Annotated in this window: 11 protein-coding genes; 5 read left to right on the plus strand and 6 right to left on the minus strand. The window is 40.0% G+C overall.

Features of this window, described 5'->3' with window-relative positions; all coding sequences use genetic code 11:
* Positions 1–39 precede the first annotated feature (39 nt).
* Genes SJY09_RS16715 through SJY09_RS16735 form a run of 5 tightly spaced genes read left to right on the plus strand, consistent with a single transcriptional unit; the run spans position 40 to position 5854 of the window.
* Positions 40–3771 carry a metallophosphoesterase gene (locus tag SJY09_RS16715; protein WP_396636844.1) on the plus strand — a complete coding sequence of 1244 codons (3732 nt, stop codon included), beginning with the start codon at positions 40–42 and terminating at the stop codon, positions 3769–3771.
* A gap of 27 nt (positions 3772–3798) precedes the next feature.
* Positions 3799–5007 carry a Pycsar system effector family protein gene (locus SJY09_RS16720; protein ID WP_396636845.1) on the plus strand — a complete coding sequence of 403 codons (1209 nt, stop codon included), beginning with the start codon at positions 3799–3801 and terminating at the stop codon, positions 5005–5007.
* A gap of 10 nt (positions 5008–5017) precedes the next feature.
* Entirely contained in the window at positions 5018–5452 is a 435-nt protein-coding gene (locus SJY09_RS16725) for a PepSY-like domain-containing protein (RefSeq protein ID WP_396636846.1), read from the plus strand.
* Positions 5453–5471: 19 nt separating this feature from the next.
* Entirely contained in the window at positions 5472–5684 is a 213-nt protein-coding gene (locus SJY09_RS16730; RefSeq protein ID WP_396636847.1) for a hypothetical protein, read from the plus strand.
* A gap of 32 nt (positions 5685–5716) precedes the next feature.
* On the plus strand, positions 5717–5854 hold the full coding sequence (locus tag SJY09_RS16735) for a hypothetical protein (RefSeq protein WP_396636848.1): 138 nt from the start codon (positions 5717–5719) through the stop codon (positions 5852–5854).
* Between the two features lie 228 nt (positions 5855–6082).
* Here the strand turns inward: SJY09_RS16735 and SJY09_RS16740 are convergent, their stop codons facing one another.
* The 6 genes from SJY09_RS16740 to SJY09_RS16765 form a co-directional block, all read right to left on the minus strand.
* The gene (locus SJY09_RS16740) at positions 6083–6751 is read right to left on the minus strand and encodes a bifunctional 4-hydroxy-2-oxoglutarate aldolase/2-dehydro-3-deoxy-phosphogluconate aldolase (RefSeq protein ID WP_396636849.1); all 669 of its coding nucleotides are present in this window, start codon (positions 6749–6751) and stop codon (positions 6083–6085) included.
* A gap of 120 nt (positions 6752–6871) precedes the next feature.
* Positions 6872–7912, minus strand: a complete 1041-nt coding sequence (locus SJY09_RS16745) for a PfkB family carbohydrate kinase (protein ID WP_396636850.1) — start codon at positions 7910–7912, stop codon at positions 6872–6874.
* Positions 7913–8010: 98 nt separating this feature from the next.
* Positions 8011–8772, minus strand: coding sequence for an SDR family NAD(P)-dependent oxidoreductase (locus SJY09_RS16750; RefSeq protein ID WP_396636851.1), 762 nt, complete (start codon positions 8770–8772; stop codon positions 8011–8013).
* A gap of 25 nt (positions 8773–8797) precedes the next feature.
* Positions 8798–10099, minus strand: coding sequence for an MFS transporter (locus SJY09_RS16755; RefSeq protein WP_396636852.1), 1302 nt, complete (start codon positions 10097–10099; stop codon positions 8798–8800).
* Between the two features lie 79 nt (positions 10100–10178).
* Complete coding sequence (locus SJY09_RS16760) at positions 10179–10880, minus strand: FadR/GntR family transcriptional regulator (RefSeq protein ID WP_396636853.1); 702 nt, start codon at positions 10878–10880, stop codon at positions 10179–10181.
* A 206-nt stretch (positions 10881–11086) separates the two neighbouring features.
* Entirely contained in the window at positions 11087–12607 is a 1521-nt protein-coding gene (locus SJY09_RS16765; RefSeq protein ID WP_396635738.1) for a RagB/SusD family nutrient uptake outer membrane protein, read from the minus strand.
* Positions 12608–12619: the final 12 nt, after the last annotated feature.

A 12619-nucleotide genomic window follows, 5' to 3' on the forward strand; every position in this document is an offset into this window, starting at 1 on the left:
CTCTTTTGATTACCAGTTTTGTATAACGAACTTCCTTTTATGATAAATTATCTTCAACCGAAAATTGCAATTATTTCAAAACTCAAAATTATAGTTATAAGTATTTTTCTAGCTGTACCTCTATCATGTGCCACCTATAAGCAGCAGTCAAACATTAAGCAGATATCTTCCACGAATAGCAAAGAGGTTACATACACTTTTTACATAGGTGGGGGCTATGGAAATATTTCTAAAGCTTCCAATAAGGATTTACTGGATACTTTAAAAAACGAAATATCATCGGCGGAAGCAAATAGTACGCTGTTGTTTACCGGGGATAATATTTCTCCCTTGATTGATAATTGGGGGCAAGACCAACAATTGCTGGAGAATCAATTAGACTTAATATCGGACTATGAGGGTAAAACTATTTTTCTTCCCGGTAATAACGAATGGAAAAGTTATGACCTGAACAAGATGGAAAAGGTAGAGGATTATTTGAAGGATAAAAAAGTTGACAACGTCGCTGTGTTTCCTGAAAATGGATGTCCTATAGAACACCAAGTGATAAACGAAGATTTAGATTTAATACTGATAGATTCTAAATGGTTCGTTTCCAATTGGTCGCGACTAGTGGATATTAATAGAAAATGTACGGACATCGTCACCAGAAGGCGATTTATGGAAGAATTAGAAGGCTACATTAATGACGGGCAGGGAAAGAATATAGTAATAGCCATGCACCATCCTGTTTTCAGTAACGGCGCCTACGCGGGCAATGAGACTTTTAAACGACACATGAATCCTTTGCCTGTATATGGTACTGTGAAAAATACAGTGATGGATTTAGGCGCTTTTAATCCGGAACATCTCAACTCTCGGAGATATAACTATTTAAGAATTGCAGTAAGTGCATTGGCACAAGCAAATGATAGAATAACCTTGTTATCCGGTCATGAGGAAAGTCTTCAATTACTATCTGGCGGGGGTATACATCAAATAATTAGTGGTTCATTAAGCTCAAAAAGTGCTACCAAGCTCGGAAAAAATAGAATAACCGCAATTGGTGGTTCGCTTGAATATGAAGGAAATTTTGCACAAGGAGAAAGAGGTTTTTCTAAATTGGTATACTACAAGGACGGTTCCTCCGATGTTACGTTCATTAGAGAGCAAGGAGAAAACAAATCATTCGAAGTGCTTCCAAAACTAGAGCGAACAGACAAGAAAGTTGACTTTGATGAAATCAATGATAAAACCGTTACTACTCAAGTTTTGGACTTCAAGGAGGATATGTACAAAAGTGGATTCTATAAATACTTGTGGGGGGAGAGATATCGGAATTACTTCACTAAACCCGTAACGGCTCCAGTGGTAAAATTAGATACTTTATACGGCGGACTAAAAGTGGTTAAAGAGGGTGGAGGGCATCAGTCTTTTTCGCTGCGTTTAGAAGATGAGAAAGGCAAGCAGTACGCCATGCGTTCCTTGAAAAAGAGCGCATTAAAATTTTTAAAATTTAAACTTCCGGGAATCGCCTACACTAATGATGATTTTATGGATACTTGGGCAGAAGAAGTTATTTCTGACTTTTTTACCACGGCGCATCCATTTATACAATTGGTGATAGATCCATTAGCGCGATCAGCAGATATAAATCACTCTGATACAGAATTATTTTATGTGCCAAAGCAGGAGCTTCTTGGTGATTATAAAGACAACTTTGGCGATGAACTCTATTTCATAGAAAGGCGCCCGTCTGAAGAACAACTCAACTACAAGGGCTATCGACGCACTATGGATTCCAATACCGGCGTAGTAACTGATTATGAAAGTACTACGGATATGTTGGAGAAAATTAAAAGTGATGAGTCATATACCATTGATGAGAAAAACTTTATCCGCGCACGAATTTTTGATATGCTCATAGGTGATTGGGATAGACACCAAGATCAATGGAGATGGATTGAATATGAAGGGAAAGACGGCGATAGAGAATTTATGCCCATTCCACGGGACAGGGACAATGCCTTTGCGAAATTCGATGGTGCAGCACTTAAGTTGATAAAACTATTTGTACCCAACGCTAGAAGATGGCAAAACTTTGATGATGACATAAATACTGTAAAGTGGCAGAATATGGGTGGCCATAAGATGGATAGGGCCCTGTTAACCCGTTATGATGGGGATGTTTGGGAAAATGAAGCCAAGATAATTCAAGAGAATATCACAACAGCGGTTATAGATGCTGCCTTTAAGCGGCTTCCGGTATCCGTGCAAGACGAGACTGCGGAGAAGATAAAGTCAAATCTTATGGCTAGACTGCAACAGCTGCCGGAAAAGGCTAGAGACTATGGGAACTATCTAAGTAAAGTAGTGGCGATAACAGGTACTGAAAAAGATGATGTATTTGAGGTCTTGAGAATGCCAAATGGAAACACCAAAGTCATTGTAAAACGTCTTTTGTCGGACGAAAAAAACGAGAAAATATACGAAAGAACATTCAATGATAAGATAACCAAAGAAATTTGGTTATACGGACTAGGGGACGACGACGAGTATATGGTTTCAGGTAAGGAATCCTCAAGAACAAGAATTAAGATAGTTGGAGGTTATGGGAATGATAGGTATAGCATAGAAAATACTTCCAAGCTCAAAGTTTTTGAGTGGGATCACGAAAATTCCGATTTTGTAAAGGAGGAGCCTAATACGCAGATGAGTGATATTTATAAGACCAATACCTATCATTGGCGTTACTTTAAGCCCAATACGAATACGATTGCACCAACGATTGGTTTTAGAACCGATGATGGTGTTTTCTTAGGTGCCTCAAATACCTTTATCAAAAATGGATTAAATGGAAATCCTTTTTTACAGAAACATCAAGTAAAAGCTAACTACTATTTTGGTTTTGAAGCTTTGGAACTTCAATATTCTGGGATATGGGGAAATATAATTCCCAAGTGGAATTTTGAACTTAACGGATATTATACCAGTGATAGTTATGCGAAGAACTTTTTTGGTTTGGGGAACGAGTCCGTTAATAACGAGGATAATGTAGGGCGCGATTTTTATAGGGCGCGCTTAAAACAATTTAGGGCAAGTGCCGGAATTGCATACTACACGTTACGCCTAAGAGGATTGTTCGAATCTTTTAGAGTGAATGAGAATGATCAACGATTGTTCAATACTAATAATCTGAGATCTGAGCTTTTTGAAAATCAGAATTATGGTGGTGTTGAATTAAGTGGATACTATGATAACGCAGATGCAAAGGATTTCCCTTCTAAGTCCATTTATATAGGATTGAGAGCGGGTTATAAATCAAATTTGGAGTTGGCCAATAATTCATTTGGCTATGCTAGTTTAAAAGTAGGTTTCAATCATAAAGTAACCTCTTCCGGTGCATTGGTTTTTGGCACTACGGCGGAATATAAATCGCTATTTAATGAGAAAGATGTCTTTTTCTATCACCAGCCCTCTTTAGGTGGGGCAAACGGACTAAGAGGTTTTAGGGACGAGCGCTTTACCGGTAAATCCTATTTTTATCAAAGTTCGGATATAAAATTAAGACTAAAGCGTTACATCACGGCGGTATCTCCAGTGACTATTGGTCTTTATGGTGGGTTTGATTTTGGACGCACTTGGGAACCAGGCGAGGAATCTAATATATGGCATACCTCCCAAGGAGTAGGGTTATGGGTAAGTAGTCTAAAAGCACTCACTTTTAATATAGGATATTTTAATTCAAGGGAAAGTAACCTCGTGCAAGTGGGTTTTAATCTTGCTATCTAATAGCTATGTATAACTAAATACAAACCAATGTCAGATATATTATCTAAAGTAGAAACATATGCTGTAGAAGTACTAAGTTCAGAAACGAACGAAGCTTTTCTATATCATAACCTAGGGCATACACAGCGCGTGGTCAATAGTACCAGGAAATTAATAGAAGAGGAAGACGTATCTAAAGAAGAAGGCGAAAAGCTTCTTGTTGCAGCTTGGTTTCACGATTTGGGTTATACTAAATCAACCGCAGATCATGAAATACACAGCTGCGCTATGGCAAAAAAGTTTCTAGAAAAAAACGGTTATGAATTAACTTTTATTAATTCTATCTGTGACTTGATTATCGCTACCAGCAAAAATTACGAGCCCAAAAATCAATTAGAAAAAATAATTAGGGATGCAGACTCTTCTCATTTTGCAAAGAAAAGTTTCATGGCCACCACGGAACTGTTACGAGAAGAACTTTCGGGGCTTGGTATCGCAAATTATTCGATTGAGGCATGGCGAGAGGAGAATATTAAATTGCTAAGAGTAAAACACAGGTTCTATACTGATTATGCCAAAGAAAAATGGCAAAAGAAGAAAGATAAGAACATAAAGAAGCTCGTAAAAGCAAAAAAAAAGAATAAAAAGCTCGTAAAGAAAGAAAAATTAAAAGCAAAGTTCAAAGGTAATTTGCCCGATAGGGGCATACAAACGTTATACCGAGTAACCCTTAGGAATCATTTAAAGCTCAGTGATATTGCCGACACCAAGGCCAATATACTTCTTTCTGTAAATGCTATTATCATTTCCTTGGCCCTTGCGAATCTTATCCCGAAGTTAGATAACCCTTCTAACGATTACCTGATTTACCCTACGTTTATATTCATCATATTTAGTGTGGTTTCTATGGTGATGTCCATTTTAGCTACCAAACCCAATGTAACAAGTGGTGAATTTACGGATGAAGATGTAGCTAATAAAAAAGTGAACTTATTATTCTTTGGGAATTTTCATAAGATGGAACTGTCCAAATACAATTGGGCAATGAAAGAGATGGTTAAGGATAGAGATTATATATACAGTTCATTGACAAAAGACCTCTATTACTTGGGGCTTGTGCTAGAAAGAAAATATAGACTTTTACGATGGACCTACACTGTATTTATGATCGGGATGATACTATCCGTCCTGGTTTTCGGAATAGCACTAAAATTTTATGGCCCGGAGCGTATGCTAGAATTACCAACGATGGAGTAAAATAGAACCTATGAAAAGAGTAAAACAAATAGTATATGCTTCGCTTACGATGTGTCTTCTTGTAACATGTCAGGCTGAAACTAAAGGCCAAACCCCTAAAGCGGTAGAGCAGGCCTTTAAGAGTAAATACCCCAATGAATCTGACCCCGATTGGCGGATAGATAAGAACGGAAATTTCGAATCGCATTTCAAGAAAGATGGGGAGCATTATAGAGCGGATTTTTCACCAAATGGAGATTGGATCGAGACAGAATCAAATATTAAGAAGAAGGAACTGCCCAAGGCCATTCTAAAGGTATTGGACACTGATTTTGAAGATGTGAAAATCGTAGAAATAGAAAAAGTAGACCATGCGACCAAGGGAATTTTTTATGATGTTGAAATTAAGGTCGACGATAAGAAAAAGGATTTAGAATTCACAAAGGAGGGCAAACGGATTAATTAATTTATAAAACCAAAATGCAATGAGAGATAGTAAATTATTTCTAGTTATAGTGTTAGGTGTTTTCATGTTCATAGGCGCATGTAGGGAACAAAAACAAGTAAAAGAAGATAAAGGTACTCTTGAAAGGGCCGCGGAAGAGGCGGAAGAAGGTGTAGAGCGCGCAGCAGAAGAGGCAGAAGGCGCTTATGATGATGTTAAGGAAGAACTTGATGGAGAAACGGACGATAATTAATAACTTGTCCACTCATTTAATTCAGATAGAAAATGAAAAAACTAATTCAAATAATTGGAGCTTGGTACGGTGCTAAGAAGATAGGAGGCGGTAAATGCGGTTGTATAGGAAGCGTTTTTGTATTCTTGATACTATATTGGATTTTTGGTTATGTGCTCAACTACTTCTAATCCTAAAAGAGAGTAGCCGTCTTTTTCTATTTTAAGTACTTTTTTTAGGCTGCCAATGCGTTGGTAAATTGAAGAAGGTTTTATAAAACACCTTCCCAATAGCACATTTTTAAGGCAGTGAAAACTATTGTTTGGCTATCAATGCTTGCGTACAACCTAATTCTAAGGAATAGAATAAGGACAAATAGTTTTTAGAATAACTTATATGTAATTTAAGTACTAATTCCCTTAAGCTCTAAGGCTATTGATGGTTTTTAGGGTAGTGCTTACTTTGGTTTCCAGCCCCCTAAAGTCTTCATTGGCTAGAATCTCCTTACTAATAAGTTTAGACCCCATGCCAACGCAGGTAACACCGGCGTCGAACCATCCTTTTAGGTTGCTTTCTTCTGTGCTAACGCCTCCGGTAGGCATAATACTTGTCCAAGGTTGAGGTCCTTTGATTGCCTTTACAAAACTTGGTCCATAGGTGGATCCAGGAAACAGTTTTACAATTTCACAACCTAGTTCTTCGGCATTGTTAATTTCGGTCAGCGAACCACAACCAGGTGACCATAAAACTTTTCTACGATTACAGGCAATGGCAATATCCTCGCGTAGCGATGGAGTTACGATAAAGTTAGCCCCCATTTGCATGAATAAGGAAGCTGCAGAGGCATCTGTTATAGAACCTACCCCCATGACCATTCCAGAGAGTTCTTTAATGGCGTATTTGTTGAGTTCAGAAAATACTTCAAAAGCAAAGTCACCTCTCGCCGTAAACTCCATAAGCCGTGCACCACCGTCATAACAGGCTTTGAGTACTTTTTTTCCCAGTTCGATATCTGGATGGTAAAACAAGGGAACCATTCCGGTCTCTTTCATTACGGTTGCTACTTCAATTCTAGAATACTGTGCCATAAGCTATGCTAATTCCTTTCTAAAGAAAGGAATTTTGGTTAATTTAATATAAAAATGTTTCAATATCGTTGTTATCAAAGTAATGAATTCCCTTCCTTTGGAGGGGCCAGGGGAGGCCTTTTATCTTGCTACTCTTCCAGAGGCATCACCTCCCATTAATTTATTAACTTCATCTATAGTGGCTAGATTGGCATCACCTTTAATGGTGTGTTTCAAACAAGATGCCGCTACAGCAAAATCCAATGCATTTTGGTCATCCTCAGGATAATGAAGAAGTCCGTATATTAGACCGCCCATAAAAGAATCACCACCACCAACTCTATCTACGATATCCGTGATTTGATATTGGCGGGTTTCATACATTTTTTCGCCATCGTATAGCACACCGGCCCATGTATTATGGGATGCGGATATGGAACCTCTCAAAGTTGTAATTACCTTTTTGGCCTTAGGGAATTTTTTCATCATTTGTTTACATACCGATAAAAAGGCCTTCGCCTTTACTTCGCTGCCGTGCTTATGAACATCAAGACCTTCTGGATGTATTCCAAAGTGTTTTTCTGCATCTTCCTCATTTCCTAAAATAATATCACAATAGGAGGTAAGTGCTGTCATTATGGCTTCACGGTCACCACCATAATTCCATAGTTTGGCCCTGTAGTTTAAATCTGTAGAAATGGTAATACCCATTTCACTTGCTACTTTTACAGCTTCCAAACAGGCATCTGCCGCACCTTGTGATATAGCTGGTGTAATACCGGTCCAATGAAACCATCCTGCTCCTTCGAAAACTTGCCTCCAATCGATCATTCCAGGTTCTATTTCGCATATGGCAGAATGCGCACGGTCATAAACAACCTTGCTACCTCTGCTAACCGCTCCTGTCTCTAAAAAATAAATACCTAGACGGTCGCCTCCGAAAATGATATTTTGTGTATTTACCCCTCTTTTACGCATTTCCATTAATGCACATTCTCCGATGTCATTTTTAGGAAGCCTTGTAACAAAATCTACAGGAACACCATAATTTGCTAACGATACGGCCACATTGGACTCGCCACCACCATAAACGACATCAAAGCTATTGGCTTGAGAAAATCTTAAAAATCCTGGAGGTGCCAAGCGTAGCATGATTTCTCCAAAGGTTACTACTTTTTTCATATATACCGTATTGGTTTAAAACTGCTTTTTGCCATAAAAGTCCGGTTAGTTCTATAGACACCTAAATGACAAAAGAGCAGTATTAAAATCTATAATTTTTAAATACCTAATGCTTGTCCACCGCCGATCTGAATGGTTTCAGCAGTAATAAATGAAGCATCTTTGCTAGCCAAAAAAGAAATGACTCCGGCTACATCTTCTGGTTGTCCTAATCTGCCTAGCAAGATATTATTTGCCCAAGAAGCAAATACTTCTGGTTTGGTAGCTTTAATTTGTGCGTGAAACGGTGTGTCTATTGTACCCGGTGATACGGCATTTACCCGTATACCATATTCAGCCAAATCTTTGGCCAATGCTCTGGTTATCGCATGAACACCTGCTTTTGAAGTACCATATATTCCTGCTCCAGGACCACCCGCGGTCCACCCTGCATTAGAAGTGTAATTTATTATCGATGGATGCTCTCCTTTTTTAAGGAATGGTATTGCAGCTCGTGAAGCAAAGAAAACAGAATCTAGGTTCAACGCCATTACTTTTCTGTAAAATTCGGTCGTCATCTCCTCGAATCTTGATCTTCCACCTAGACCGCCAGCATTGTTGACAAGAACATCTATTCTCCCATGTTTTTCTCCTATTGCTTTAATATTTGAGCTAACTGCCTCATCGCTCGTTACATCAAAACCTAGGTACTCGGCAGTAATTCCGTCAGCGGTCAGTTCCTTCAATCTTTCTGCTCCTGCTGCATCGTCAATACCATTCAAAACTACGGTATATCCATCTTTTCCTAATCTTTTAGCAACTTCAAAACCAATTCCTCCTGTAGCGCCAGTTATCACTGCAACTTTTCCTTTATTACTCATGTTATATTAATTTATTCTATTTTAATTATATCTTATTTTTAAGCGGCTCTATTTTACCACATAATATCCAAATACTTACTAAGGCTATTACGGCCATGGTGGCTCCAATTATAAATGCCGGGGTATAATTACCACCAGCGGTTAACCAAGGAACTAAATAAATGAGTCCTGCGGCCGTTAACTTAGCTGCCATTCCGGCAATTCCAGATAATGTTCCAACTGTTTTACCTCCGAAAAAATCACTTGGTAAGGTTTGGACATTTCCGATAGCGGTTTGAAAGCCAAATAATATGACTGCCATAATAATGACTGCTGTAGTAGGCCCTCCGGGGTTAGCCATAGCCAATAAACTTGGTAGCATTATTAAGCATCCAATAGTAATGATAATCTTTCTTGTTTTGTCTACCGTCCATCCAGCCTGCAAACGGTTTTGAGCGAACAGTCCGCCGAACCAGGCACCTAGCATAGCTCCTACGTAAGGAACCCATCCGTAAATACCTATCGTTTTTACATCCATACCATAGACCTCATTTAAGTAAATAGGAATCCATACTACGAACAACCACCAAATAGGGTCAATGGCCGCAGAAGCAATAATGACTCCCCAGCTCTGTTTGTGTGATAGTAATTTTCCTGTATCGGGGTTGTAGCCTTCATCATGAGTACCATCCTCGTCAATATCCTGATTTTTTTGTCCACTTAAAATATACTGGCGTTCGGCTTCCGATAACCATGGATGCTTCTTTGGGGGAGCTTTCACTAATATTAGCCATGGAATTAACCATAATAAACCAATGAGACCTACCAGTATAAAAATCATTTGCCAACTAAAATAAACAGTTAAAAATGCAATTACAGGGATGGCAATAATTCCTCCGATAGCAGCACCGGAGTTGAATAAACCTTGAGCAAAAGCCCGTTCTTTTGTTGGAAACCATTCTGCATTCGCTTTCGCCGCTCCTGGCCAGTTACCAGCTTCCGCTATTCCCAGAATAGAACGAAATAGTCCAAAGCTTAAAACTCCTTTTGCCAGAGCATGGAGCGCTGTTGCAATGGACCAAACAAAAATGGATAATGCAAAACCTATACGCGTGCCAAGCCAATCTAAAATTTTTCCGAAAATTGCTTGTCCAAAAGCATAGGAGAACATGAAAATTACCGAAATGGTCGCAAAAATTTCTTTACGCTCAAACTGAGTGTTTTCTGGAAACAAATCTTCTGCGATATCAGGCCAAAGTACGCCTATGGACTGTCTATCGATATAATTTATAACCGTGGCAAGGGCAATCAATGCAATAACCCACCATCTTAGTCCTTTTACTTTCATAGTATGCTTTCTTTTTGCTTAAAATTCTTCTAATGATAGCAGAAGTATGTATCAGGTTTCATCCGTTTACGGTGGATTTTTAAATGTTATAACAATATTGATATAGCGTTTTAAAGTGTACTTTCATTTTGGCTTTAGCCAACTTGGTGTCTTGTTTCTCTATAGCATCGAAAATATCTTGATGCTCTTCAACTCCCCTAAAAGCTAATCCCTTATCACAAACATGATACTTTTCAAAGTTTGTAATAATCTCTGGTGTTATAATAAGCATAAAGGTGTTCATTGTACTATTGCCGCTTGCCTTGGCAATGGCTAGGTGAAAAAGTAAATCTTCTTGCACTGCATCTTCTCCATTCGAAACTTTTTTAGCATAGGCATCCATGGCCATTTTCATTTGCTTTAAGTCTTCTTCCGTTCTTCTTTGAGCGGCCAAACGAACCGTTTTAAGTTCTAGTAAAATTCTGGTTTCGACCAAAGACTTAAAATCAGGCTCCTCTAACCTAAGAATATCTTCAATCATACCGTTCATAGCAACTTGTCCAATATCTGCCACAAATGTTCCACTCTGCGGTTTGGAATAAAGCAGGCCATAAAATTCTAGCTTTTGAATGGCTTCGCGAATATTTGTTCTACTTACTTCAAATTTTTCTGAGAGCATTCGTTCAGAGGGGAGCTTGTCCCCAGGTTCAAGATTTTTAAAATTTATTAAATCTCGAATCTTTGAAATGATTTCATATTGAGTTTCTTGATGATCTCCTCTTGTAAGTATTTCTATTTTCATATACTATTAAACGGCTATTACAAATTGGTTAACCAGATTGGTTTGTTAAAATTAGCCAATTAAATGGGTCTTAAGAAAAATATACGAGCTTTAATTCTTTAAAATCGATAGCGAAATCATCTTTGATAGGGCATTTTGACCGGTTCCTATTCAGAACCGGCTAAATGCTCAAAAAACTAACTAAAACAATTTGAAAAACTGACTTTTTAGTACCCTGGGTTCTGAGGTTGTAGGTTCGGGTTTCTCGCCAGTTCGTCCGCAAGTATTGGGAACAGGTAGTCCCTGCCGGGGTCGAAGTTTTCTTTCACCCCTTCTAGACCTGATGCTCCGAACACTTCTGCGCCCAGTTGTCTTCTGGCGATATCGTACCATCTCTTGTACTCGAAGGCAAGTTCCCATTTACGTTCTTCCAGGACCATGTCCCTGAAGTCCCCTTGGGACATTCCTCCCGTCACGTCCGCAGGGAAGGCGGAACCGTTGCCTGCCCTTGCCCTTGCGCGTACCCTGTTCACATAACCCGCCGCCTCTGCGGAACCCGGGCTTGTCTCGTTGAGTGCCTCTGCGGCAATTAACAAAACTTCTGCGTAACGCATCATCATGTAGTTCTGCTGCGACCCTCTACCGTTACCGGTGGAAGTAACTCCCGTACCACGGGTATATTTTGCGATGTGCGGTCTGTTCACCGCTCTTCCGGCACCACTTTCCTTGAATACGGTAAAGGGTTGTACCTCACCATCGAAAAGCCCGATGGTATCCAGGCTTACCGCTTTTCTATAATCCCTTCCGTCCCAGGAATCGTATACGCCCAAGGCCGGTACGCCTACGGACCAACCGCCTCCAAGTCCGTACTGTTGGTCGTCCCTGATACCCGTAAGGGCAGCTTGGTAGTCCCTACCATCGTCACCGTTACTGGCACCGATAAAATCCAGCACGAAGATAGGTTCGCTGGAACCGTCTATTTTGGTAGCGTCGAACAGGTCCTGAAAATCGGTTTCCAGACCTAGACCGTAGGCCCCTTCGTTGTCTATGACCCCTTTAGCCTCCGTATAGGCATTGCCGTACTCGCCCATTGTCAAGTATACGAGGGCCAAGTAGGAATGCGCTGCGGATTTTGCAGGGATGGATCTTGCCGGTTGCGTATCGGGCAACCATAGTTTAGCGAATTCCAGATCCGAAATGATATTGGCGTAGACCTCTGCAGCGGGGGTTTTGCTGATGCTGCTTGCGGCCGCCAGGTCCGTTACCGTTTCAGCAATGTAAGGGATATCCCCGAACTGCCTTACCAAATGAAAGTAGGCGAAGGCCCTTGCAAAGTACGCCTGGGCCGTAATCGGGTTTTTAATTGCTTCGTCCACATCTACGTCATCGGCACCCGCTATGGCCTGGTTGGCAGCGGCAATAATTTGGTAGACCCGTAACCAATATCCATCGATCATACCGTTATCCGCTTGCACGGTAAAAATATCATGGTCTATTCTTCGCTGTGAGGTGGTAGGGTCACCGAAAGCGACCATATCACTTCGTAACATAAGGGTCAAGGACATTTTCCTTCCCCAAAAATCTTCATGGGTCATGTGGCCAAAGGCTGCGTTGGCCGCGGTCTGGATATCATTGGTGGATTGGAAAAAACCGTCCGGGGCCAATAGTCCTACCGGTTCTTCCTCCAGGTCGGAGCATCCCATGATGGCCAATGCGATAAATGCGAATAAAAATTTACAAGTTTTCATACTAATTTTTTT

The sequence above is a fragment of the Maribacter sp. R77961 genome, from assembly GCF_044594925.1.
Taxonomy (GTDB): domain Bacteria; phylum Bacteroidota; class Bacteroidia; order Flavobacteriales; family Flavobacteriaceae; genus Maribacter.

Coding starts and splice junctions, on each gene's coding strand:
- SJY09_RS16715 (WP_396636844.1), top strand. CDS start 40: ATGATAAATTATCTTCAACCGAAAATTGCAATTATTTCAAAACTCAAA.
- SJY09_RS16720 (WP_396636845.1), top strand. CDS start 3,799: ATGTCAGATATATTATCTAAAGTAGAAACATATGCTGTAGAAGTACTA.
- SJY09_RS16725 (WP_396636846.1), top strand. CDS start 5,018: ATGAAAAGAGTAAAACAAATAGTATATGCTTCGCTTACGATGTGTCTT.
- SJY09_RS16730 (WP_396636847.1), top strand. CDS start 5,472: ATGAGAGATAGTAAATTATTTCTAGTTATAGTGTTAGGTGTTTTCATG.
- SJY09_RS16735 (WP_396636848.1), top strand. CDS start 5,717: ATGAAAAAACTAATTCAAATAATTGGAGCTTGGTACGGTGCTAAGAAG.
- SJY09_RS16740 (WP_396636849.1), bottom strand. CDS start 6,751: ATGGCACAGTATTCTAGAATTGAAGTAGCAACCGTAATGAAAGAGACC.
- SJY09_RS16745 (WP_396636850.1), bottom strand. CDS start 7,912: ATGAAAAAAGTAGTAACCTTTGGAGAAATCATGCTACGCTTGGCACCT.
- SJY09_RS16750 (WP_396636851.1), bottom strand. CDS start 8,772: ATGAGTAATAAAGGAAAAGTTGCAGTGATAACTGGCGCTACAGGAGGA.
- SJY09_RS16755 (WP_396636852.1), bottom strand. CDS start 10,099: ATGAAAGTAAAAGGACTAAGATGGTGGGTTATTGCATTGATTGCCCTT.
- SJY09_RS16760 (WP_396636853.1), bottom strand. CDS start 10,880: ATGAAAATAGAAATACTTACAAGAGGAGATCATCAAGAAACTCAATAT.
- SJY09_RS16765 (WP_396635738.1), bottom strand. CDS start 12,607: ATGAAAACTTGTAAATTTTTATTCGCATTTATCGCATTGGCCATCATG.